General features: G+C 67.9%; 15 protein-coding genes and 1 pseudogene. 4 read left to right on the top strand and 12 right to left on the bottom strand.

The window, feature by feature from the left end; translation table 11 throughout:
* Positions 1-118: 118 nt before the first annotated feature.
* The 4 genes from recD to LU493_RS00760 form a co-directional block, all read right to left on the bottom strand.
* Positions 119-2,329, bottom strand: a complete 2,211-nt coding sequence (gene recD / locus LU493_RS00775) for an exodeoxyribonuclease V subunit alpha (protein ID WP_275285872.1) — start codon at positions 2,327-2,329, stop codon at positions 119-121.
* The gene (gene recB, locus LU493_RS00770; RefSeq protein WP_275285871.1) at positions 2,326-6,237 is read right to left on the bottom strand and encodes an exodeoxyribonuclease V subunit beta; all 3,912 of its coding nucleotides are present in this window, start codon (positions 6,235-6,237) and stop codon (positions 2,326-2,328) included. The genes recD and recB overlap by 4 nt, the downstream gene beginning before the upstream one ends.
* Positions 6,234-9,863 (bottom strand): exodeoxyribonuclease V subunit gamma, encoded by a 3,630-nt coding sequence (recC, locus tag LU493_RS00765; RefSeq protein WP_275285870.1) that lies wholly within the window; start codon positions 9,861-9,863, stop codon positions 6,234-6,236. Before recC ends, recB begins: the two co-directional genes overlap by 4 nt.
* Positions 9,864-10,038: 175 nt before the next feature.
* Positions 10,039-10,908 (bottom strand): LysR family transcriptional regulator, encoded by an 870-nt coding sequence (locus tag LU493_RS00760; RefSeq protein ID WP_275285869.1) that lies wholly within the window; start codon positions 10,906-10,908, stop codon positions 10,039-10,041.
* Between the two features lie 137 nt (positions 10,909-11,045).
* On the opposite strand from LU493_RS00760, the gene LU493_RS00755 reads away from it, so the two are divergent.
* Positions 11,046-12,218: a multidrug effflux MFS transporter gene (locus tag LU493_RS00755; protein ID WP_275285868.1), complete on the top strand. Its 1,173-nt coding sequence runs from the start codon at positions 11,046-11,048 to the stop codon at positions 12,216-12,218.
* Positions 12,219-12,289: 71 nt separating this feature from the next.
* On the opposite strand, the gene LU493_RS00750 is transcribed toward LU493_RS00755, so the two are convergent.
* The gene (locus LU493_RS00750) at positions 12,290-12,793 is read right to left on the bottom strand and encodes an HPP family protein (protein ID WP_275285867.1); all 504 of its coding nucleotides are present in this window, start codon (positions 12,791-12,793) and stop codon (positions 12,290-12,292) included.
* A 95-nt stretch (positions 12,794-12,888) separates the two neighbouring features.
* Between LU493_RS00750 and LU493_RS00745 the strand changes: the two genes are divergently transcribed.
* Positions 12,889-13,479 carry a TetR/AcrR family transcriptional regulator gene (locus LU493_RS00745; RefSeq protein ID WP_275285866.1) on the top strand — a complete coding sequence of 197 codons (591 nt, stop codon included), beginning with the start codon at positions 12,889-12,891 and terminating at the stop codon, positions 13,477-13,479.
* Between the two features lie 57 nt (positions 13,480-13,536).
* On the top strand, positions 13,537-14,025 hold the full coding sequence (locus LU493_RS00740) for a metallophosphoesterase family protein (protein WP_275285865.1): 489 nt from the start codon (positions 13,537-13,539) through the stop codon (positions 14,023-14,025).
* Positions 14,026-14,098: 73 nt separating this feature from the next.
* On the opposite strand, the gene LU493_RS00735 is transcribed toward LU493_RS00740, so the two are convergent.
* The 5 genes and pseudogenes from LU493_RS00735 to dctP all read right to left on the bottom strand — a co-directional run bounded on the left by LU493_RS00735 (position 14,099) and on the right by dctP (position 19,910).
* On the bottom strand, positions 14,099-15,616 hold the full coding sequence (locus tag LU493_RS00735; protein WP_275285864.1) for a malonate--CoA ligase: 1,518 nt from the start codon (positions 15,614-15,616) through the stop codon (positions 14,099-14,101).
* Entirely contained in the window at positions 15,613-16,968 is a 1,356-nt protein-coding gene (locus LU493_RS00730) for a malonyl-CoA decarboxylase (RefSeq protein ID WP_275285863.1), read from the bottom strand. Before LU493_RS00730 ends, LU493_RS00735 begins: the two co-directional genes overlap by 4 nt.
* A 13-nt stretch (positions 16,969-16,981) precedes the next feature.
* Positions 16,982-18,316, bottom strand: coding sequence for a TRAP transporter large permease (locus tag LU493_RS00725; RefSeq protein ID WP_275285862.1), 1,335 nt, complete (start codon positions 18,314-18,316; stop codon positions 16,982-16,984).
* Position 18,317: 1 nt separating this feature from the next.
* Entirely contained in the window at positions 18,318-18,839 is a 522-nt protein-coding gene (locus tag LU493_RS00720; RefSeq protein ID WP_275285861.1) for a TRAP transporter small permease subunit, read from the bottom strand.
* A 66-nt stretch (positions 18,840-18,905) separates the two neighbouring features.
* A pseudogene (dctP, locus tag LU493_RS00715) lies at positions 18,906-19,910 on the bottom strand (TRAP transporter substrate-binding protein DctP).
* A 145-nt stretch (positions 19,911-20,055) separates the two neighbouring features.
* On the opposite strand from dctP, the gene LU493_RS00710 reads away from it, so the two are divergent.
* The gene (locus LU493_RS00710) at positions 20,056-20,730 is read left to right on the top strand and encodes a GntR family transcriptional regulator (protein ID WP_275285860.1); all 675 of its coding nucleotides are present in this window, start codon (positions 20,056-20,058) and stop codon (positions 20,728-20,730) included.
* Positions 20,731-20,966: 236 nt separating this feature from the next.
* Here the strand turns inward: LU493_RS00710 and LU493_RS00705 are convergent, their stop codons facing one another.
* A complete protein-coding gene (locus tag LU493_RS00705; protein ID WP_275285859.1) occupies positions 20,967-21,455 on the bottom strand; it encodes a methylated-DNA--[protein]-cysteine S-methyltransferase in 489 nt (162 codons plus the stop codon).
* Positions 21,452-22,855: an AlkA N-terminal domain-containing protein gene (locus tag LU493_RS00700; RefSeq protein WP_275285858.1), complete on the bottom strand. Its 1,404-nt coding sequence runs from the start codon at positions 22,853-22,855 to the stop codon at positions 21,452-21,454. Before LU493_RS00700 ends, LU493_RS00705 begins: the two co-directional genes overlap by 4 nt.
* Between the last annotated feature and the right edge of the window lie 53 nt (positions 22,856-22,908).

The following is a 22,908-nucleotide window of genomic DNA, read 5'->3' as shown; positions in this document are numbered from 1 at the left end:
CCCGTTTCCAGAGGTGGCCAAACAGGACACACAGCCATGCCCTGAGCCAGACGTGACACGACAAAGTCCGTTCCTGGCCGAAAGTGGCACTCATCAACCGCATGGATAAGGGAGCCCATCAACTTCCCAACCCACTCACCCGCATCACTCGCCGCTGCGCCGCGTCCATCAGTTGGCCGCGGCCGGTTTCCACCAGCGTCAGCCAGTGGCGGGCGCGGGTGATGCCGGTGTAGACCAGCTCTCGGGTGAGAATGGGGTTCGGCGCGTCGGGCAGCACCAGGGCGGCGTGGGTGAACTCCGAGCCCTGTGACTTGTGGACCGTCATCGCGAACACCGTCTCCACCGCCTGCAGGCGCGAGGGCAGCACCCACTTGATGCGGTCGGTGCCGTCGCCGGCGGGGAAGGCCACCCGTAGGAGGCGTCGGCCCTTGTCGTTGGGTGAGGTATCGGGGCGCGGCATATCCAGGGTGATGCCGATATCGCCGTTCATCAGCCCCAGGCCGTAGTCGTTCTTGGTGACCAGCACCGGGCGGCCGGGGTACCAGCGTTGGCGGCCGTCCTGGCTGCCGATCAGCTTCTCCCGCTCCAGCGCCTGGCGCACCCGCTCGTTCAGGCCTTCCACGCCCCAGGGGCCGCGGCGCAGCGCGCACAGCAGCTGGAAGTCGCCGTGGGCCGCCAGCACCGCTCGGGCCCAGTCATCGAAGGCTTGTTGATCCGCGTCGTCCGCCGGGCGCCGCTCGGCCATCACGCTCAGGAAGTGGCGATAGCCCACCGGCGGTGTGTCGGCGTTGTGGCCTCCGGGAAAGCGCTCGGGGCAGCCGGTCACGGCCAGGCGAGCCAGGCCGCGTTCGTCGTCGGCGGAAAGCTTGTGGTGCGAGAGGTCTGCGAAGCCGGCGCCCAGTGCGTCGCCAATCGCCTTGCGCTTGGCGGCGGGCTCGGCCTCCAGGTTGATCGCTGCGGCGAGCTGGCCGATGCCGCTGTCGGCGGTGAAGCGGTGGCTGACGCGCAGCATGGCGATGCTCTGGTCGAGCGGCTGGCCGTCGGCGTCGAGGGTGTTCGTGGGCAGCGGCTGGCCGGTGGCCTGGGCCAGCCACTCGGTGGTGGCCGGGGTGTAGTGGCCGCGCTCGGCCCGGGCACACAGGTCGCCCAGCACGGAGCCGGCTTCCACCGAGGCGAGCTGGTCCTTGTCGCCCAGCAGCACCAGCCGCGCCCGGGGCGGCAGTGCCTCGAGCATCGCGGCCATCATGCCCACGTCGACCATCGAGGCCTCGTCCACCACCAGCACGTCCAGCGGCAGAGGATTGTGGCGGTCGTGGCGGAAGCGGCGGGTGTCCGGTCGCGAGCCCAGCAATCTATGTAGCGTCGAGACGTCCTTGGGGATCACGCCTCGCAGCCGCTCGGGATCGTCGGCCAGGCTGTCGAGGGCGAGCTTGGCTACCTGGCCGGCGATGGACTCGTTGAGCCGGGCGGCGGCCTTGCCGGTGGGGGCGGCCAGGCGGATGCGCAGGGCTCGCTCTCCTTCTCCCTGGCCTTCACCGAGTGCCTGAGCCTGGAGCAGGGCGAGCAGGCGCACCACGGTGGTGGTCTTGCCGGTGCCGGGGCCGCCGGTGATCACCGCGAAGCGCGAGCGACCGGCCAGGGCGCAGGCGGCCTTCTGCCAGTCGATCGCTTGCGGTGCATCGCCCCGGTCGGGGAAGAGCGCGTTGAGGATCGGGCGCAGGCGGGCCGCGTCCGGGGCGTCGTCGCTATCCGTTTCACCCAGCCGCGCGACGATCCGGCTGTGGATATCCTGCTCATGCTGCCAGTAGCGGCGCAGGTAGAGCCGGGGGCGTTCGGCGGTGCCGGCGAGCACCAGCGGGGTGCTGCCGGGGCCGGTGGCCACCAGTTCGGGCTGGGCCAGGGCGGCACGCCAGGCGTCGAGGTCGAGCGCGGCCATCACCCGGCTGGGCAGCGGCGGCGGGTCCTCCAGGCTGTCGCCCTCCGGCGGCAGCGAGAGTGCGAGGTCCGGGGTGGCCAGCGTCTGGGCGAGGTCCAGGCAGACGTGGCCGCGGCCGAGCTGGTGGCTGGCCAGTGCCGCCGCCAGCAACAGCAGGGGTGAGGCCTCACTCACCTCATTGTCCTTACGCGCCTCGCGATGCAGGAAGGCGGCGAAGGCGCGGTCCAGCGAGCGCAGCCAGCCGCGGTCGACCCAGCGGTCGAGCAGGGCGAACAGCGCACCGGTATCGCTCAGCGCGGTTTCGGGCGCTTGAATTAGCGCGGCTTCCGGGGCGGCGTCGGTATCGATGGGATGAGCACCGAGGGGGGCGGCGTTGGATGATGTCGGGGTCATGGGTTGGCCTCCTCGGCGCGGAACAGGGCATCGAGCGCGAGGATCAGCTCGCTCGGCGGGCGTTCGGCGTGCACGCCGCGGGAGGGTGCGCGGGTGCCGCGCAGGAAGACGTAGAGCGCCCCGCCCAGGTGGCGCTCGATGTCGTAGTCCGGCAGCCGGGCCTCGAGCAGCCGGTGCAGGGCCAGCAGGTAGAGGCAGTACTGCACGTCGTAGCGCTTCTCGAGCACGGCCTCGGCCATCGCCGCCTCGGTGTAGGCGGCATCGTCCGCGCCCAGGTGGTTGGACTTCCAGTCGAGCACGTAGAAGCGGCCTTCGTGCTCCACTACCAGGTCGATGAAGCCCTTGAGCATGCCGTTGAGGGTGTCAGGCTCGAGCGCCGGCCGGGGGCGCCCGCCGAGTGTGTGAGCGCTTACGAGGGCGTCCAGTTTGCGTGTGTTGACCTTATGCGCGGCGAACCAGAATTCCAGCTCGATGCGATAGTCGCTCAGGGCATCGAGGCGCAGCGGCGCGGTCTCGCCATCGCTCGAATCCGGCACCGGCAGCGGCGTGGTCAAGAGCTCCGGTAGCCACTGTTCGAGGGCGGCGATCTGACCCTCCCAGCCGCGACGGTTGGCGCGCCGGGCCAGGGTGTCGGCGCGCAGTTCGGCGTCTTCCGCCACTCGGGCGAAGCCTTCCTCGCCGGCCCATTCCAGCAGGCCGTGCAGGAAGGTGCCCGCCGAGGGCCCGCGGGGGAAGCGGTGAAGCGAACCCTCGCTCACCGTAGCCGCGGCGGCATCGAAGGGCTCGTCGATCACCTCCATGGCCGTCGCCTCGTCGGCGGTGGTGGGCTCGGGGGCCGGTTCGGCCTCGACGGCGGTGGCTGCTGCGCTGTCCTCCTCCGGCGTGGCGCCGGTGCGCAGCGCCGAGTAGCTGGCGATCCACCAGTGCTCGCGGATCGCCCGGGTCGGCGCGCGGGCTTCACCGAGAGGCGCGTCGTCGGCGGCGAGCTCGACCGGCGTGGCATCGGCCTCGGGGGCGTCCTGCACCGTCACCTGTTCGTTGCGATCGCCGGGGTTGTCGTCGGCCAGCGCCTCGAGCGCCGGGCGCAGGTTGTCGGGCGTCAGTGCCTCGCCCCCGGAGATCAGGTGGCCGACGGCGCTGCGTTCCATGGCCTCCAGCGGCGCCAGGCCGAGCCAGGTGGCGTGGCGGGCGCGGGTCAGGGCGACGTAGAGCTTGCGCAGGTCCTCGCCCAGGCGCTCGTGGTCGGCGCGGGCGAGTGTCACCTCGTCGGCGGAGAGTGTCAGGTGCAGGTGGCCGTCGTCGTCGTGCCATTGCAGCGGTAGGTCGCCCTGCTTCTTAGGGCGGAAGGCGACGATGAAGGGCAGGAACACCAGCGGGTATTCCAGGCCCTTGGACTTGTGGATGGTCACCACCTGCACCAGGTCGGCGTCGCTCTCCAGGCGCAGGCGGTGGGTGTCGGACTGCGCCTGGGGATGGGCGCGGGACTCGGCGAGAAAGCGCAGCAGGGCGTGCTCGCCGTCGATCTCGGCGCTAGCCTCCTGAAGCAGCTCGCCGAGGTGCAGCAGGTCGGTGAGCCGTCGCTCGCCCTCGGGCACCGCCAGCAGCCGGCCGGGCACGGCGAAGTCGGCCAGCAGCCGGTGCAGCATGGGCAGCACGCCGCGGCGCTGCCATTGGCGGTGGTAGTCGCGGAACTGCATCACCCGCGCCTCCCAGGCCAGCTCGTCCTGCTGGGGGCCGCCATTCAGGGCGTCGAGCTCGGCGAGGCTCAGGCCCAGGCTCGGCGTGGCCAGGGCGGCGCGCAGGCAGCGCTCGTTGTCCGGCGCGGCGCAGGCGGCCAGCCACACCTCCAGCTCGGCGGCGGCCTCGGTCTCGAACACGCCTTCCTTGTCGGAGAGGTAGACGCTGCGGATGCCGCGGGCCAGCAGGGCGGCGCGGATGGCGCGGGCCTCGCCGGCGTTGTTGACCAGCACGGCGAGGTCCGATGGCGCCAGGGGGCGTAATTCTCCCTGCTCTTCACCACTGACCTGCTCGAAGCCCGTCTGCCCGGCCTGGCCCTCGCGCAGCAGGGCGGCCATCTCGGTGGCGCAGCGCCCGGCCAGCTCGTTGAGGTAGGCGCCCTTGGGCAGGGTATCGTCGCTGGCCAGGTGCCAGAGCGTCAGCGCCGGCTGGGGTGCGCCATGGCGGACCAGAGCGTCTTTCCTGCCATTCGCGTCGACTGGAGAAAAAGGCACCGGGTTGTCGTTCCCGCGGCGGAACAGGAAGGCGCCGGATTCGCTCCGCTCGGCGTGGGCGAACACCCGATTGACTGCCTCGACCATGGGCGCGGCGGAGCGGAAGTTGGTGCCGAGCGTGACGTGGCGCCCGGCGGTGTCGCGCCGGGCCTGGAGGTAGGTGTGGATATCGGCGCCGCGGAAGGCGTAGATCGCCTGCTTGGGGTCGCCGATCAAAAGCACCGCGCTCTTTTCAGCGCCCGAAGCCGCGTTCTTTTCAGCGCCCGAAGCCGCGCTGTCACCACGATTCTTGGCCAGCTCATAGACCCGGTCGAAGAGCCGGTACTGCACCGGGTCGGTGTCCTGGAACTCATCGACCAGCGCCACCGGGAACTGCTCGCGGATGCGCGCGGCCAGCGTCTCGCCGGCCTCGCCCGCGAAGGCGGCGTCCAGTCGATGCAGCAGGTCGTCGGGACCGAGCTCGGCGCGGCGGCGCTGCACGGTCTCGCGACGCGCGGCCATCCAGTGCACGGCGTGGGCGAGCAGGTCGGCGAAGGGATCGGGCAGCTCGGCGAGACGCTCCGGCAGCGCTTCCAGGGCCTCCAGCGCTGGTAGATTCGGGACGGGATCTTCCTTCCAGATCTCGGCGATGCCCTCGGGCGTCAGGCGCTTCCAGGCGGCGTCGGTCAGCTTCGGCTCGGCAAGCTCTGGGTCATGGGCCCAGTCGCGCAGCGAGGCGAGCCAGTTGGCGCGGCTCTTGGCGTTGAGCTTCTGGCCGTTGAATGCCTTGCGCTTGGCGGCGTCCTCGAGCAGCGCCTCCAGCTCGTCGAGCCAGGCCGGCCAGGGCGCCTTGAGCTCGGCCAGTGCCGCGGCGCGCTGTTCGCGGTAGTTGGAAAGCGCCTCGGCCGGCGGCGGGGCCGCGGGCAGGGCGCTCGCATGGGTGCGCAGCCGGGCGGCGGTGTCGTTGAGGGTGTCCGGCGTGGTCCAGTAGCGGGCGACGATTTCCAGCGCCTCGGGGGCGAGGTCGTAGTAGAAGCTGCGCCAGTAGTCCCGGGCGATCTCCAGGTCCATCTCCGACTGGTCCAGCGACATCTCCAGGGCGAACAGGCTGCCGCTGTCGAAGGCGTGCTCGCGCAGCATGCGGTGGCACCAGGCGTGGATGGTGGAGACCGCGGCCTCGTCCATCCACTCGGCGGCCAGCCGCAGGCGGCGGGCGCAGGTCGGCCAGCTTTCGCGGGGGTAGCTGTCGCGCAGGGCGATCAGCGGGTCGCTGCTGGGCGTCTCATCGTCCGGTGCTGGCTTATCCACAACCGGTTCGGCGAAGAGATCGCCTGTCAGGGACGGGGCGTGCCCCGGCGCCCCTTCGGGGTTTCCGCCGCCTGTCTCCATCGTGCTGGTGCCTGGTTGAAAGGCCTCGGCGGCTTCCACCAGCCGGGCGCGGATGCGGTCGCGCAGCTCCTGGGTGGCGGCGTTGGTGAAGGTGACCACCAGAATTTCCGGCGGGGTCAGCGGCCGGGGGAAGCTGGCCGCGTCCGCTTCATCGCGGGGGCCGAGCACCAGGCGCAGGTAGAGCAGGGCGATGGTGAAGGTCTTGCCGGTGCCGGCGCTGGCCTCGATCAGCCGGCTGCCGGTGAGCGGTAGCGCTACGGGATCAAGCCGAGGCGTCTCGGCCGCTTGCATGGCTTCCGTCATCGTCATGCCTTGCCTCCCTGGCCCTTGCTGCCTTTCTTTTTATCGCCGCCGCCCTTGGTCTTCACCACATCGTGCAGTGGGGCATAGAGCGCCGCGGTCAATTCGGTGAAGCGTCGGCCGGCGGCCTGGTGGCGCACCAGGCTCTCCAGGTCGCGCCACTGGCGGGCCAGGTAGGGATCGCGGTCGCGCTCGCCGGGGGTGTAGTCGTTGCCCTCGAACACCTGGACGGCGGCCTTCCAGGCCTTGAGATCGGCTTCCTCGGCTTTCTTCTCATCGCCTCCGAAGACGCGGGCCAGGGCGTGTTCGCCGCCCCCCTCTTTGTGCCAGGCGAAGGCGGTGTCTCGGGCCAGCGGCAGCGGTGCGGTCATGCCGGCGCGCCAGGCCTTGGCGATGGCTTCCAGATGGGCGCGGGCGGTGTCCGCGTCCAGCGGCGCCAGGGTGCCGCCGCCGGCGCGGGAGATCAGCTCGGTGGTCATGGGGCCGAGGGCGAGCTGGCCGGCCAGGTGGGCGACCCAGGGGGCCAGCCAGTGCTTCCAGTGGTACTTGCCCTTGTTGATCAGGCTGCTGGTCATCAGCACCAGCCGGCAGCGTTCGCCCGCTTCGTTCTCGCGCAGGCCGTCCAGCCAGTCCTCGATGTAAAGCGGTTCGTCGTTCGTGGCGAGCTCCAGCGACACGGCGGCCGACGTCTCCCAGGCGTGGGGCCAGGCCTCGAGCAGCTCGGCGTAGTCGCCGAGCACCTTGTCCAGCGGCTCGACCAGATGCTCTCGCATCAGCTCGGCGAAGCCGCCCATGGCCAGTCGGCCCTCGCGCTCCAGCCGTTCCAGGGTGTCGTGGACGGCAGGCGTCGGCGATTCGCCCTCGTCCACGGCGCGGCGCCCGGCCTCGATCAGCGCCTGCTGGAGCTGCCAGAGGTCCAGGCCGTCCAGGGCGAAGGGCTCGTGGTCGGGGCTCTCCAGCGCCTCGCGCTCGAGATAGACGCCGAGCCGGGTGGTGAAGAAGGCCTTGACCGGGTCCTTGAGGAAACCACTGAGACGCGCCAGGGGGAGGGCGTTATCCAGCGCCATCGGCGGCAGCTCGCCATCCGCGACGCCTTGCGCTGTTGGCAGGTTGGCGTGCACCGCCCGCCATTCATGGGCGTAGGTGAAGAGTGGGCTATCTGTCTCAAAGTATTCGCGGCTAAAGGGCTGCAGTGGGTGCGCGGTGGTCAGGGCGTCGACTAGGGCCTGGCCGGCGTCGTCCTCATAGCCGGCGAGCCGCCAGCCGGCGGCCAGGTGGTCGCGGAGCTGGCCGAGCAGCACCGAGGGCGGCTGGGTGGCATTGTCGTGGATGCTGCGGCCGACCCAGCTGATCATCAGGCAGTCGCGGGCCGAGAGCAGCGCCTCGAGGAACAGGTAGCGGTCGTCTTCGCGACGCGAGCGGTCGCCGGGGCGGTAATCGTGGCCCATCAGGTCGATGTCCAACGGGCGCTGGGTGCGCGGGTAGTCGCCGTCGTTCATGCCCAGCAGGCAGACGTGGCGAAACGGGATGGCGCGCATCGGCATCAGGGTGGCGACGTTCACCGCGCCGGCCAGGAAGCGCTGGGAGAGGTTGGCCTCGTCGAGCTGGCCGAGCCAGTGCTCGCGCACCACCGAGAGCGGTAGGGCCTCGGTCAGGCCGGCGTCCTCGGTGGTCTCCTGCCAGTCCTCGAGCAGCTCCCCCAGGCGGTTGAGGGTGGCGAGGTCGGCCTCGTCCTCGGCGGCGAAGCACTCGGCCAGCAGCCCGCGCAGGCGGCGGCACCAGGTCGGCACGTCGGCGGGCTCGCTGAGCGCGCGCCACTGGGCCTCGAGCACGTCGAGCAGGTCCATCAGCGGGCCAGCCAGGGCCGCCTCCAGGCCGCCGATGTCGCCATAGGGCTCGATGTCGTGCCAGGGGCCCTCGGCGGTGTCACCGACGGCGTAGCCCAGCAGCAGCCGTCGCAGGCCGAAGGCCCAGGTGTTGGCGGTGAGCCCGCCGGGCAGGTCGAGCCGGGCACGCTGCTCGGCGTCGAGCCCCCAGCGGATGCCGGCGCCCTCGATCCAGCGGCGCAGCACCGGTAGCGCCTCGGCGTCCAGGCCGAAGCGACCACGCAGGGCGGGCACCTCCAGCAGGTCGAGCAGGTCGCTCACCGTGAGCCGCGACTCCGGCAGGTGCAGCAGCGCCTCGAGCGCCACCAGCAGCGGCTGGCGGTGGCGGCTGGTCTGGTCGGAGAGGGTGAAGGGGATGTGGCGCGGATCGTCCGGCGGCAGTCGGCCGAACACCGCCTGCACGGCGGCGGCGTAGGTGTCGATGTCCGGCACCATCACCAGCACGTCGCGCGGGCGCAGGGTGGGGTCGGCGTCGAAGGCGGCCAGCAACTGGTCGTGGAGGATCTCCACCTCGCGCAGGGCGCTGTGGGCGACGTGGAAGCGCAGGCTGGGGTCGCGAGCCGGGTCCACCGCCGGCCAGGCCTCGCGGGTCTCCTGGGGCGGGCGCAGCTCGAGGATGTCGTCCTGCAATTGCTGCAGCAGCCCCGGGGCCTCGGCCTGCTCCAGCGGCGAATCGAAGAGGTCGATGCGCATCGACTCGGCGTCGAACAGCGCCCGGTAGGCGTCCTGGTCGTCGAACTCGTCGAGCAGGCGCAGGTAGTCGCGACCCTGCTTGCCCCAGGCGGCGAGCAGCGGCTGGGCGTGAAGGTGCAGCTGGGTGTCGTCGAGCTCCAGCGGCATGCCCGGGCGTTGGCGCTGGCGTCGGCGGGCGGCGCGCAGCAGGTCCTTGTGCTCGATGATGTCCGCCCAGTAGTGGCGGCAGGGGTTGTGCACGCAGAGCAGCACCTGGCTGACCTTGGACACGGCGGCGAGCGCCTCCAGGGTCTGGCGGGGCAGCGAGGAGATGCCGAACACCACCACCCGGCGCGGAAGCCCTGAAGGACGGCTCTTTCCAGAACCCCGCTGAAGGCTCTCAGGCGTCAGCTCGCGGCAGGCCTCGAGGAAGCGGGTGTGCACCCAGGCGCGGCTGGTAGCCAGGCCGTCTTCTCCGATGTCGTCGCGCAGCCGCCGCCACAACGCCGGCTGCCAGCGTTGGTCCTCGGCCAGCGGCTTGGCCTGGCCGCGGGCATCGATCAGCTCGTCGCGGCCCTCGGCCCAGGCGGACAGCCAGTCGGCACGATAGACCTGGTACTGGTCGAAGAGGTCGGCCAGCCGCTCGGCGAGCTGGTGGCGCTTGCGCAGGTCATCATCGTCGGCCAGAAAGCGCGCCAGGGGCGCGAAGATCTCGTCATCCAAGAGTTCCGGCAGCAGGCGCATCAGCCGCCAGATCAGCCGCGGCTTGTCCAGCGGCGAGGCCGGCGGCACGGCATCGCTTCCCAGCACCGCACGGTAGGCCTGCCACAGGTAGCGCGCCGGAAGGGTGACGTCCATCGCCGCGGCGATGCCGGCGCCCGCGGGCGGATCGGCGGCCAGCGCCAGCTTCAGCCACTGGCTGATGCCGTTGCTCTGTACCAGGATCACCTCGTCCTCGAGCGGCCCCAGTGGATGATGGCGCATCCAGGTCACCGCCAGGTCGCGCAGTTCCTCCAGGCGGTTGCCGTGGATCACCATGAAGCCGGGCGTCAGGGCGGTCTCTGCGGTGGCGAGCATGGCGAATCCTTCGCGGCGATGGAACGGGCCTTCATGGTGCCGCAAATCGCCGAGGGCATGAAGCCGGTTTATGCCTATGGGAGTAGGAGAGTCGTACAGGAGACGCTGATCCCCGCGGCGAATGAAAGGGTACCAGTCATCGCGGGAACACCAGCGTTATCGGCATGCCCAGGATTCAACCGGCAAAGGCGTCCGAGATCGCCTCCGTGACAACCCGGACCCGCGCGGTGCGCGCCAGATCCTGGTGCAGGACGAGCCAAGCCTCGTACGGTCTGGCCCGATGGTGGTCGGGCCAGACCCTCACCAGATTGTGATCACGCTGGGCGATGTAATCGGGCAGTTCTCCCAACGCCAGGCCGGCGCGTACGAAGGTTGCCAGCATCAAGCTCGAGTCGAGCTCGGCGACCACACGGCCCTGTTTCCTGGACTCACCCGTCAGGGTGTCGTCCTGCCGCCCCGTAACCCCTTCCTGATACAGCGCGATGTCGTGGCCGGCGAAGCCGTCGCCGCGCTGTGGCTCGCCATGCCGTTCCAGATATCCCTTGGTCGCGTACAGCCTTACCTCCCAGCAGCCCAGCCGTCGAACGATCAGGTCGGGCTGCTCTGGTCGAAGCGTGCGTACGGCAACATCCGCTTCGCGTCTTGCCAGGTCGAGCAGTCGCGTCGTGGTACTCAGGATGACGCTGATGTCGGGATGCGTCGTGCGTAGGCGTTCGATCGCGGGTACCACAAAGTCCATCGCCAATGCATCGGTGGTGGTCACGCGAACCTCGCCGGCCATACGGTTGTCGGCACCTTCGCTGCGACGTTCGAAGGAAACGGCCAGTCGCTCCATGCCCTCGGCCGTGGGCAATGCTTGCCGGCCGCTATCGGTGAGCGTCCATCCTCCCGTGGTACGCAGAAACAGCCGGCTGCCCAGCGACCGTTCCAAGCCGGTCAAGCGCCGTCCCACCGTGGTCTGGTCGATGCCCAGACGCTGCGCCGCCCCGCGCAGTGTGCCGGCGCGATGCACCGCCAGGAAAAGTTGCACGTCGTCCCAGTTCATTCGCTTCCCTTGATGCATTTATGCAGGTATAGGCTGCGTTTTAATGCATTTTTGCACCATGCCTCTCTTCGTACAATGGCGTCCGTTCCCCATGCACATTCGATGAGTGGCCGATATTCCGGCCGCCGGGAGATGCTATGCCACGCGTATCCTTCATCCTGACCGTCGCCATGCTCAGCGCTTTCGGCCTGATCGCGTCGGACGTTTATCTACCCGCCATGCCCACCATGACGGCTGAATTTGGTGTCGCCAACTGGCAGATGCCGCAGACCGTCTCCTTCTATCTGCTGGCACTGGCGATGGCACAACTGTTCTATGGGCCCTTGTCGGACCGCTATGGGCGCAAGTCTCTGCTGCTGGCTGGCATCGCGCTTTACATGATCGGTTCGCTGGGGTGTGCCGTCTCGGGGAGCTACGCTGGATTTCTAGCGTGGCGCATCCTCGAGGCCGTGGGCGCCGCTGCAGGCTTGGTCATTGGGCGTGCCTTGATCGCCGATACTTGCGACAAGCGCACCTCGGCCAAGATCTATGCGGTGGTCTATCCACTGGTGTCGCTGTCGCCGGCCCTGGCGCCGGCCATCGGCGGACACCTGGCCGCCGTATTTGGATGGCGGGCTGACTTCCTGTTTGTGGCCGCTTTTGGTGCCGTGGCTCTGTTGATAGTGCTGACGCTACTACCGGAAACGCTTCCCACCGTGGCCCGTACCCGGACGTCGCCGTTCGCCGGATTCGGCCATGTCGTTCGTGATCGGCATTTCCGTCGCTACACACTGGTGGTCTGCGCCATCTACTGCGCCTGGTTCGTCTATCTGACCCAATCGCCCTTTCTGTTCGCACGCCAGGGGGTGAGCGAAGAGCAAAGTGGCTGGCTGTACCTGCCGCTGACGGCCGGCATCATCGGTGCCAACTTGCTGGCCAAGCGGCTGCTTGATCGTTGGCCTTATGACCGCATCGTCGCCGCAGGTATCGCCTGCTTCGTGCTCGGCGGCATGGCCTTCCTGGGCGTGGTTGCTCTGGAGAGGCAAAGTGCGGCGACCGTGGTGCTTCCGATGTGCCTGGTCAGCCTGGCCAATGGTTCGTCATTGTCGCTGGCCGTATCCGGGGCCATCGCCAGTGAACACGGGCATGCCGCCACGGCATCGGGTCTGGTCGGATTCTGTCAGATTGGCAGTGCCGCGCTAGTCGCGATGGGGCTGAGTGCAACGTTCGGCACCGGATTCAACGTGCTCGGAGGGGCCGTGCTGGCACTCGGCCTGCTTGCATTATCCACGTGTCTGCCATGGTCCGGTCGTCGGGCGAAGCGGGCCTGATACCCTGCACCTCAGGCAACACAAGCCTGCGAGTTCACCCATATATCCGGATATCGATCAAGCTGCGTTTCCTACAGCCAGTAGTTCGGCCAGCGACGCTCGCTACCCAGGTTGTTGATCAGCAGGGCGACCAGCACCAGACTCACCGACCCCGCCAGCACCGGCATCAACAGGAAGTCATAGCCGACGGCGCCGGACATCATCACCACCAGCGGGTTGGCGCCTGCTGGCGGGTGAACCACGCGCAGCGCCTGCATGGCGGCGATGGCAACGCCGACGCCGATTGCCATGGCTAGCGGTCCTGTGCCCAGCAGTTGCATGGCGATCAGGCCGACCAGTGCCGAGACCAGGTGGCCGCCGATCACGTTGCGAGGCTGGGCCAGAGGTGCCCCCGGGGCGGCGAACAGCAGCACGCAGGTGGCGCCGAAGGGGGCCATCAGCAGCGGTACCTCGGTGAGGCGGGTCAGCCAGGCTACCAGGCCGATGCCGCTGATGCCGCCCACCAGGCCGGTGAGAATCTGGAGGGGGTCGGGGCGCGCCGGCAGGGTGTCGCCGCCCTTCATCTTGTGGAGCATGGAGATTGCCTCGTCAGGTTGTGTACAGACAGGTCTGTACAGTAGTACGATGAGTGCATCGATGCAAGACTCCCGATTGAAGAGGAGGTGTGTTCATGGCCAAGCGCGACGACATCCTGGCGACGGCAACCCGGCTATTCGGGGAGCATGGCTATCATGCGGTCGGCGTGGATCGGATCCGGGACGAGGCCGAGGTCTCCAAGATGACGCTCTACCACCACTTTCCCGGCAAGGAGGCGCTGGTGGAGGCGGTGCTGGATCAACGCCATGAGCGTTTCATGACCTCCCTCAGGGAAACCGTGGCCGCCCAGACGACACCCCGGGAGCGCCTTCGCGCCGTCTTCGACTGGCATGCACGCTGGTTCGCCTCCGCGGACTTCCACGGTTGCATGTTCATCAAGGCGATCGAGGAATATGCTCGGGAGCCGGCCTCTCTGCTGGCACTCTCGCAACGCCACAAGATCGAGGTGATGGCGCTGGTGGAGGAGATTCTCGCCGAGCAAGAAGGTATGCCCGCGCCACGGCTGGCGCGCCTCGTTCAAGTGACGCTGGACGGCCTGATCGTCAATGCTTATATGTTTGGTCCGGACGCTGTGGATGATGCCTGGGCAGCGCTGGCGCCGCTGCTGGCACTGGATGCTCGGCCATTGGACCGAGAGGGCGCGGCGGACTGGATGCAGCCCTGAGCACGTAGCAGTCGGCGCCGCCATGGGGCCAGCAATCGAATCATGGGAGCCAGGCGCATGGACACCGAACGTTTCGAGATCGATGCTCCGATTGGCGTGATCGCTGATACCCACGGCACGCTGCGCGACGAGGCGCTGGCGATGCTCGAGGGTTGCGGGCTGATCCTGCATCTCGGCGACGTGGGCAGCCGGGAAGGGGACGAGGCGATCCTCGATCGGCTGGGTGAGCTGGCGCCGGTCCACACCGTGCGCGGCAACGTCGACACCGCGGCCTGGGCCGAGCGGTTGCCCTGGCGCCGGGATCTGATGGTCAACGGCTGGCGGTTTCACCTGGTGCACGACATCGCCGATTTCGATGCCGAGACGCCCTGCGATGCCGTGCTCCATGGCCATTCCCACAAGGCGCGCAACGAGTGGCGCGATGGCCGGTTGCTGTTCAATCCCGGTGGCGCCGGCCGGCGCCGCTTCTCGCTGCCGCTGACCCTGGGCCAGCTATGGGTTGACGAGTCGGCCCTGCGCGGCGCCATCCTGCATCTGCCGGTGTGAGCTTTCCTCGGGCGTGAGGGGGAGTCGATGACGGGCACCGCCATCGCGATGCCGTCATGGGGCAGGGGCCAGTTCAGCGGTAGGTGGCGTCGAAGCGCTGGCGCAGCTCGTTCTTCTGTACCTTGCCCATGGTGTTGCGGGGAAGGGCGTCGACGAAGAAGATCCGCTTGGGCTGCTTGAACCTGGCCAGGCGGCCCTGGAGGTGGTCGAGCACGCTCGCTTCATCGAGGCTGGCGCCCGGCTCGCAGACCACCGCCGCCGTGACGCCTTCGCCGAAGTCCGGGTGGGGCAGGCCGATCACCGCCGATTCCCGTACTCCCTCGAGTTCGTCGATCACCTGCTCGACTTCCTTGGGATAGACGTTGTAGCCGCCGGAGATCACCAGGTCCTTGTCCCGGCCGACGATCTGTACATAGCCCCGGTCGTCGATCATGGCCAGGTCGCCGGTGATGAAGAAGCCATCCTCCAGCAGTTCCTCGCGGGTCTTCTCGGGCATCCGCCAGTAGCCGATGAAGACGTTGGGGCCGCGCACCTGAAGCATGCCGATCTCGCCTGCGGGCACTTCCTTGCCGGTCTCGCGGTCGGTGATGCGGATCTCTACGCCGGGCAACGGGTGGCCCACGGTGCCGGCACGGCGATCGCCGTCGTAGGGGTTGGAGAGGTTCATGTTGGTTTCGGTCATGCCGTAGCGCTCGAGGATGGCGTGACCGGTCCTGGCCTCGAAGGCCTCGTGGGTCTCGGCGGTGAGCGGCGCCGAGCCGGAGACGAACAGGCGCATGTTGGCGGTGACTTCCGGGGTGAGGCGCTCGTCGGCCACCAGTCGGGTGTAGAAGGTCGGCACTCCCATCATCACCGTGCCGCGGGGCAATTCCTCGAAGATCACCTCGGCGTCGAACTTCGGCAGGAACAGCACGCTGGAGCCGGCCATCAGGGTGACGTTGCAGGCCACGAACAGCCCGTGGGTATGGAAGATCGGCAGGGCGTGGATCAGCCGGTCCTGCGCATCGAAGCGCCAGGCATCCACCAGGGTCTCGGCGTTGGAAGCGAGGTTGCGGTGGGTCAACATGGCGCCCTTGGAACGCCCGGTGGTACCGGACGTGTAGAGAATGGCGGCCAGGTCGTCGGCCTCTCGTGGCACTACCTCGTCGCGCGGCGTGGCGTTCGCGGCCTCCTCCAGCAGGCTGCCGTCGGCATCGGCGCCCAGGGTGGCCACCGCGGGGCAGCCAGTCTCGGCGGCGATGGCGCTGGCCGCCTCATGGACCTGGGGACGGCAGACGAACAGGGCGGGCTCGGCGTCACCCAGGAAGTAGCGGATCTCGTCGCCGGTATAGCCGGTGTTGAGGGGCAGATAGACGCTGCCGACGCGCAGGCACGCCAGGTAGAGCAGGATGACCTCGGGGCTCTTGTCGACCTGGACGGCGACCCGGTCGCCTGGTGAGACGCCCAGCGCGCTCAGGGCGCCGGCCAGACGCGCGCTTTCGGCGAGGGCGTCGGCGTAGGAGTAGCGTCGCCCCTCGCGGGTGGTGATGAAGTCGGCGTCGCCGCGTTCCTGCATGCGGCTGGCGAATGTCTCGAAGAGGTTGCGGCTCATCTCGGCTCTCCCTTGGCCTGCTGTTTCCTGGCCTTGCGGGCGAGGTCGCGAACCTCGCTCGAGCAGGCCACGGTGGCGTTGGCGGTGTAGTTCTCGTGGTTGCGTTCGATGTCGTTGAGGACGTAGAGGTAATTGACCATCAGACCGGCGGCCTGCTCGAGTCCCTTGGCGGAGACGTCGCCGAGCCAGTTGATGCGGTGGAGTTCGGCGCCGTTGCCGAGGTGGAAGCGGGCCACCGGATTGAGCGGCAGGCCCCGGTCGTTCTTCTCCTGCGCCAGGTAACGGGCGGCCATCGGCCGTACGACGGCCTTGAGGGCTTCGGCGCGTTCGGGGTCCCGGTGCCAGCCCGGCTCGTCCATGGCGTCGAGCGCCTCGCGTTGCGTCTCGGAGGTACTGTCGTCGTCGCGTTGCGCTTCCAGCCATCGGGCGAAGCCCGGTACCGGCGAGAGGGTGACGAAGTGCTTGAGCTGGGGCAGTTCCTGCTTGAGCTCCTGTACCACCTGCTTGATCAGGAAGTTGCCGAAGGAAATGCCGCGCAGGCCGGTCTGGCAGTTGCTGATGCCGAAGAAGGCGGCGGTGTCGGCATCCTCGGGGCTCTCCACCTCGCTGTCTTCTCCCGCCAGGATCGGCTGGATGTGGTCCGGCAGGCCCTTGCATAGCGCCACTTCGACGAAGATCAGGGGCTCGTCGCCGATGGCGGGGTGGAAGAAGGCGAAGCAGCGTCGGTCGCGGGTATCGAGTCGACGACGGAGGTCGTTCCAGTCATGGATCTCGTGCACCGCCTCATAGTGGATGATGCGCTCGAGCAGCGAGGCCGGTGTATTCCAGTCGATGCGCTTGAGCATCAGGAAGCCGCGATTGAACCAGGAGGCGAAGAGGTGGGCGAAGTCGGCGTCGATGCCTGTCAGCTCGGGATGTTCGCGGCGCAGGGCGAGCAGGTCCTCGCGCATGCGAACCAGTTGGTAGGTGCCGTCGCTGGCCAGGTTGAGCCGCCGGAACAGTTCCTGGCGTCGTGGTTCGCAGGCCGCGAACAGGGTGTTCAGGGTGGCGTTGTCGCGCGTCTCGCGATAGGTGGCGTAGGCCTGATCGATGCGCGTCGGGTCGGCGGCGAACTCCTCGGCGAGCCGGGCGAAGAAAAGTCGACGCTGGGTGCCGTCCAGTCGTTCGTACATGGCCAGGGCGCGGCTGGCCAGGGCGATGCTCGAGGCCTCGCCATCGCTTTCCAGCAGGGCGCGGCAGGCGCCCACCAGATCGGCGTGGTCGGGGTTGGTGTTGTACCCGTGGCGCCGGCGCAGTAGCGCGTCGCGCTGGGTGATGTTGTTGAACATCTCCTGCAGGAAGGTCATGTTCATGACGTCGACTCCTTCAGCCCATGATCAGGTCGGGTAGCCACAGGGCAAGGCCCGGGAAGAAACACAGCAGGACGATCGCCAGCACCATGCACAGGGCGTAGGGCAGGCTGCCCAGGAGGATATTGCGCAGCGAAATGTCTGGCGCGATGCCCTTGATGATGAAGAGGTTGAGGCCGACCGGCGGCGTGATCAGGCCGATCTCCAGGTTGATGGTCAGCACCACGGCGAACCAGTAAGGGTCGAAGTTGGCGGCCAGGATGATCGGCAGCAGGATCGGCGCGGTCATCACGATCACCGCCACCGGCGGCAGGAAGAAGCCGGCCACCAGCAGGAAGACATTGATGATGCCCATCAGGACCCAGCGATTGACCTCCAGGTCGGCGATGGCGCCGGCCACGGTCTGGGTGATGAACAGCGAGGACAGCGCGTAGGCGAAGATCTCGGCACAGGCGATCACCAGCATGATCATCACGCTTTCACGCAGGGAGTCGCGCATGATCAGCTTGATGGGGCCGATCTGCCACATGCGGTAGATGAGAATGGCCAGTGCCAGGCACAGGAAGGCGCCGACGCCGGCTGCCTCGGAGGGTGTCGCGACCCCGCCGTAGAGCGCGAACAGGATGCCCGCTACCACGGCGAGGAAGGGCAGAACCCGGATCAATGCCTTGATATTGGTGTCGGCGTTGGCCTTGACGGTCGCCTTCAGCTTGTCGGCGCCCTGGGCCATCGGGTTGGCGTAGCCGCCGGCCAGCTTGCAGGCGATGATCGTCCAGGCCATGAACAGGCCCGCCAGCATGAAGCCCGGCACGATGCCGGCAATGAACAGCCGGCCGATGGAGGTCTCGCTGGCGATACCGTAGATGATCATGGTCACCGAGGGTGGGATCAGGATGCCCAGGGTGCCCCCGGCGGCGATGCAGCCGGCGGCGACGCCGTCCGGGTAGCCACGAGCGCGCATCTCGGGGATGCCCATCTTGCCGATGGCCGCGCAGGTGGCGGGGGAGGAGCCGGAGAGGGCGGCGAAGATCGAGCAGGCTCCGATGTTGGAAACCGCCAGGCCTGCCGGCAGGCGGCCCATCCACAGGTCAAGCGAGCGATACAGATCGCGGCCGGTGGGCGAGGAGGCCACGGCCGCCCCCATCATGATGAACATGGGAATGGCCACGAAGCCGAAAACCGCGATGCTGTGATAGAAGGTTTCGCCGAAGTAGGTCAGCTCGGGCAGGCCGCGATCGTAGAGTAGCGCGAGCAGCGAGACGCCGCCCAGGGCGAAGGCGATGGGGGTGCCGATGGCCATCAAGGCGATGAGCGCGACGGCGACGATGATGCCAAGCGTCACTGGATCCATGTCAGGCCTCCCCACGCAGTAGTTCGGCGATGTACTGCAGGGTCAGCAGGCTGGTCCCCACGGCCGCCGGCACCAGGGCCGGCCAGAGGGGCGGATTCCATACCGTCCCGGTGGTCCACTGGCCATGCCAGGCCTCGGCCAGGTAGATCCAGGAGCCGTAGCTCAGGGCCGCACAGAAACCCAGGCCGAACAGCGAAGCCACCCACTGCATGATCCTGCGGGTCACGCCGCCCACCAGATCGGGCAGCAGGGTGATGGCGACGTGGCCGCCGGTCATCAGTACATAGGCGCTGCCCATCAGCATGGCGGCGGTGACGGAGAAGACGGTGAACTCCGTCTGCCAACTGGTACTCATGCCGAGCACGTAGCGCACGAAGACCATGTGACAGACCGAGAACACGCCGGCGATGAACATGGCGGCGGCCAGGTAGGCCGCGTAGCGGGAGACGCTGTCCATCAGGCGAATGTAAAGATCGACGAGGGGCAGGCGTCTGGCGAAGGATGAAGAGTTGGCCATGGCCATGTCGTCCTCCCGGAGTCAGGGACACCGGCGCTGTCGAGCCGGTGTCGGTGGCGGAGAAGAACCGGATCAATCGACGGCCAGGGCGGCGTCGATGAGGGCCTGCCCATCGGGGACGTCCTCGGCGAAGTTCTGGTAGGCGCTCTGCTTGGCGACCTCCAGCCAGGCGTTGTAATCCTCTTCGCTCATGCTCACGACCTCGACGCCATTCTCTTCGAAGACATCGACCATCTGCTGATCCAGGCCGGCCGCTTTTTCGGCGAAGAATTCCTCGGCGGCTTGGCCGGCCTCCGTCAGCGCCTGTTGCTGCGACTCATCGAGCTCCTGCCAGCTCTGTTCGGAGATCAGGATCGGCTCGTACATGAATCACAGAGCGTGCTCGCCGGGCTCGGTCAGACACTCGACCTGCTCGTAGATGCGGTAGGAGACGAAGGACATCGACGAGGTGTTGGCGGCATCCAGCACGCCGGTCTGCATGGCGGTGTAGATATCCGAGGAGGGCATGGACGTGATCGATGCCCCCGCGGCTTCGAGCATCTGCTCGAAGGCCGGGCCGGCGGCACGGAAGTTCTGACCGTCGACGGTATCCGGCGAGGTGATGCAGCGGTCGCTGGAGGCGAAGCCGCCGGCCAGCCAGGCATCGGCCAGCACCCGGGCGCCGCCTTCCTGGATGACGTCCTTGATCATGCCCATGAACTCGGAGTCGTTCAGCCGTTGCGCATGCTCGTGGTTACGCACCAGGCCGGGCATCAGGGTGGCGGAGAACTCCGGGTGGCGGCCGCTGGCGTAGTCGAGCGGCAGCGCGGTGATGTCGAGCCGGCCGCGGGTCAGGGCGGACCACTGCTCGCGTGCCTTGAACAGCGATTGCCCGGGATAGACCTCGACCTCCAGTCCCACATCGGCGTCGGCGACTTTCTCGGCCATCAACTGGACCATCTCGTCACGCACGTCGCCTTGTCCACCGGGGAACTGGTGGGAGGCGCGAAGTACCGTCTGGGCGGACGCGGAGGAACTGGCAACGAGAGTGGCGAGGGCCAGGCTGGCCACCAGGGGTGGCATGTATGAGCGTTTCATGGCGTCTCCATCGAGATTGTTCTTGTATGAAGTGTGTATCAGCTACGCTGATGTATACTTCAATAGACCTATTGAAATACCAGTGTCAAATTCAGGATATTAGACCAAGGGGTGAGGCAAGCGCGTGAAGGGAGGAACCCAGGCCATGAAACGGTCGAATACGCAGCGACTTCGGGATGCACTGGAAGACGACATCATCAATGGGCGGCGCGCCCCGGGAGAACGCCTGGACCCGGAGGCCCTGGGACGCGAGTTCGAGGTCTCGCGCACGCCGGTTCGCGAGGCGATTCAGCAACTGGTGGCCAGCGGACTGGTCACGGTCTCGCCGAAGAAGGGAACCTTCGTGGCCAAGGTGGGCATCGATCAATTGATCGAGATGTTCGAGGTGATGGCCGAGCTGGAGGGCATGTGCGGCCGTCTGGCCGCGCGGCGGATCAGCGACGAGGAGCTGGCGGCACTGCGCGAGGCCCTGGCGCGATGCGAGGCGTCGGCCCGGGCGGGTGATCCCGACGAATACTATTACGAGAACGCGGCCTTTCACGACTGCATCTATCGGGCCAGCCACAACGGTTTCCTGGACAGCGAGGCACGCCAGTTGAAGCAGCGGCTCAAGCCCTATCGGCGCCTGCAACTGCAGGTACGCCAGCGCATGGGCAGCTCGCTGGACGAGCATCGCGAGATCGTCGATGCCATCGAGGCGGGAGATGCCGAGCGGGCCGAGCACGCGCTACGCGATCACGTGCTCATCCAGGGGGAACGGTTCAGCGACTTCGTCGCCAGCGTGCGCCGGCTAGGTGCCTTTCAGGAAGAAACCGTCTGAGAGGGTGTTTACAAACTACTGCGCTCGCCCATGCGGCGTTGAAATCAGCCTCAAAATGCTCATTTACCAGCTCGTAAACTCCGCGTTCTGACTCGTGACATCCTTGTCACTCGCTCTTCGAGCAGCAGAGCTGCCCAAATCGTCAATCCTGACGATTTGTCGGCTGATTTCGCCTGGCCTGGCCGTCGCTCGTGACTTTTGTAAACACCCTCTGAGGGAAGCCAGTGCCTCTCCCTTCAGGCCAGTTGAAAGGGCACCTCGCCGGCTTCATGCGCCAGCAGCCACTGCTTGCGGCCGATGCCGCCGGCATAGCCGGTGAGCCGGCCGTCGCTGCCGATCACCCGGTGGCAGGGCACGACGATGGCGATGGGGTTCTTGCCGTTGGCGGCGCCCACCGCGCGCTGACCGCCCTTGCAGCGAAGCTGCTCGGCGATCTCGGCGTAGTTGCGCGTCTGCCCGTAGGGGATGGTGGTGAGCGCCTCCCAGACGCGCCGCTGGAAGTCGGTGCCCTCGGGGGCGAGCGGCAGATCGAAGGCCTGGCGAGTGCCGGCGAAGTATTCGGCGAGCTGGGCCCGGGCCTGCTCGGTGTGGGCGTTGGGTCGGGACGGTTCGTCCTCTTCCAGGACGAAGGCGATCTCGGTGAGGCCCGAGGCCGTGGCGCTCAGTCGCAGCAGGCCGAGGGCATCGCTTTCCGGTGGCTGGTAGTAGTCGAGGGCATCGGTCATCGGGTCGCCTCCATGACGTTCGGTTCCAGGTTGTCGGGTGCCGGTTCCTGAGACCATAGCTGAAGGGTCAGGTAGCTGCGCCAGGGCGCGGCGCTGGCCGGATCGACACCGCCCAGGTGGCCGAGGGCTCGCCGTACCCCGGCGTCGCCCTCCAGCCAGATGTCGGGGTGCCCGGTGCCGCGCATGGCGGCGTAGTGCGCCGTCCAGGGGCCGATGCCCTTGAGGGCCGTCCACTGGAGCGGATCATCGCCCGACTCGGCACCAGCGTACCAGCTCGCGAAGCGTTGCAGGGTCGCCTTGCGGGCGCCGGGCATGCGCAGGAAATCGAGCTCGCTGACGGCAACGTCCTCGGGCGTGGGGAAATGATGGCCGGTCTCGGTCGGCTCGCCTAGTCGGGCGACCAGGGTACCGACCAGCCGGCGGGCGGCGACGATGGAGACCTGCTGGCCGAGGATCGCTCGCACGCCGGCTTCGAACGGTGACCAGATGCCGGGCAGGCGCAGCCCTTCGGTCAGCGGTAGTCCAGGCACGACGCGACCGAGATGGGCTTCGATGGCCTCGGTGTCGGCATCCAGGTCGAGGCATCGGCGAATCCGCCGCACCACCGGCGCCAGGACGGCGAGATCGTCCAGCGCCAGCCGTACCCTGAAAGCGTGGCGTTCGGGATGGTGTTCGGCGGTGAACCAGCCCCTGGCATGACGCCAGCGAACGTGGCGCCCGTAATGATGCTCGCCGACCCACTCCAGGCCGTCGATGGCGCGGTGCCGGTGGAAGTCGTGCAGGGGGGACCAGGCATAGGGCGGTCGGTAGGCGAGCGTCAGCATCAGGGCGTCGCCGCCATCGTCACCGCGGCGGCGCAATTCCCGGGGAGCCAGGCCGATGTGACGGCCAAAGGCATCGTTGAAACGTCTCAGGCTGCGAAAGCCGCTGGCATAGGCGACCTCGGTGATCGGCAGCGTCGTCTGGTGCAGCAACTGCTTGGCGAACAGGCATTGGCGATGCAGGGCATAGGCCTTGGGGGAAACGCCGAGGCGTTGCTGGAACAGCTGGCGCAGGTAGCGCTCGCCGATGCCCAGGCGGTCGCAGAGCGTGCTCAAGGGCGCCTCGCTCAGGGTACCCTCGTCGATCAGCCGCAGGGCCCGCTCGAAGGTGGTGTGCGTACCTCGCCAGGCGGGCGAATCCGGCGCGCTGTCCGGCCGGCAGCGCAGGCAAGGGCGGAAGCCGTCCTGCGAGGCGGCCAGGGCGCTCTCGTAATAGCGCACGTTGCGTTCATGGGGTGGCGTCGCCGGACAGATCGGACGACAGTAGATACCGGTGGTGGTCACGGCGACCACGAAACGTCCGTCGAAGCGGGCATCCCGAGCCAGACGAGCCTGGCGGCACTGGGCAGGGTCCAGCATGGCAGCGTGTCTCACTTCCTCTACCCCATGATACATCCGAGGATCATTCCACG

The organism is Halomonas elongata (genome assembly GCF_029081005.1).
GTDB classification, from domain to species: Bacteria; Pseudomonadota; Gammaproteobacteria; order Pseudomonadales; family Halomonadaceae; genus Halomonas; species Halomonas elongata_B.
This window is presented reverse-complemented; position numbering and strand designations above follow the sequence as displayed.

Excerpts from the sequence above, each read along its gene's own strand:
- recD (WP_275285872.1), bottom strand. The coding sequence starts at position 2,329 with ATGACCCCGACATCATCCAACGCCGCCCCCCTCGGTGCTCATCCCATC.
- recB (WP_275285871.1), bottom strand. The coding sequence starts at position 6,237 with ATGACGATGACGGAAGCCATGCAAGCGGCCGAGACGCCTCGGCTTGAT.
- recC (WP_275285870.1), bottom strand. The coding sequence starts at position 9,863 with ATGCTCGCCACCGCAGAGACCGCCCTGACGCCCGGCTTCATGGTGATC.
- LU493_RS00760 (WP_275285869.1), bottom strand. The coding sequence starts at position 10,908 with ATGAACTGGGACGACGTGCAACTTTTCCTGGCGGTGCATCGCGCCGGC.
- LU493_RS00755 (WP_275285868.1), top strand. The coding sequence starts at position 11,046 with ATGCCACGCGTATCCTTCATCCTGACCGTCGCCATGCTCAGCGCTTTC.
- LU493_RS00750 (WP_275285867.1), bottom strand. The coding sequence starts at position 12,793 with ATGCTCCACAAGATGAAGGGCGGCGACACCCTGCCGGCGCGCCCCGAC.
- LU493_RS00745 (WP_275285866.1), top strand. The coding sequence starts at position 12,889 with ATGGCCAAGCGCGACGACATCCTGGCGACGGCAACCCGGCTATTCGGG.
- LU493_RS00740 (WP_275285865.1), top strand. The coding sequence starts at position 13,537 with ATGGACACCGAACGTTTCGAGATCGATGCTCCGATTGGCGTGATCGCT.
- LU493_RS00735 (WP_275285864.1), bottom strand. The coding sequence starts at position 15,616 with ATGAGCCGCAACCTCTTCGAGACATTCGCCAGCCGCATGCAGGAACGC.
- LU493_RS00730 (WP_275285863.1), bottom strand. The coding sequence starts at position 16,968 with ATGAACATGACCTTCCTGCAGGAGATGTTCAACAACATCACCCAGCGC.
- LU493_RS00725 (WP_275285862.1), bottom strand. The coding sequence starts at position 18,316 with ATGGATCCAGTGACGCTTGGCATCATCGTCGCCGTCGCGCTCATCGCC.
- LU493_RS00720 (WP_275285861.1), bottom strand. The coding sequence starts at position 18,839 with ATGGCCATGGCCAACTCTTCATCCTTCGCCAGACGCCTGCCCCTCGTC.
- LU493_RS00710 (WP_275285860.1), top strand. The coding sequence starts at position 20,056 with ATGAAACGGTCGAATACGCAGCGACTTCGGGATGCACTGGAAGACGAC.
- LU493_RS00705 (WP_275285859.1), bottom strand. The coding sequence starts at position 21,455 with ATGACCGATGCCCTCGACTACTACCAGCCACCGGAAAGCGATGCCCTC.
- LU493_RS00700 (WP_275285858.1), bottom strand. The coding sequence starts at position 22,855 with ATGCTGGACCCTGCCCAGTGCCGCCAGGCTCGTCTGGCTCGGGATGCC.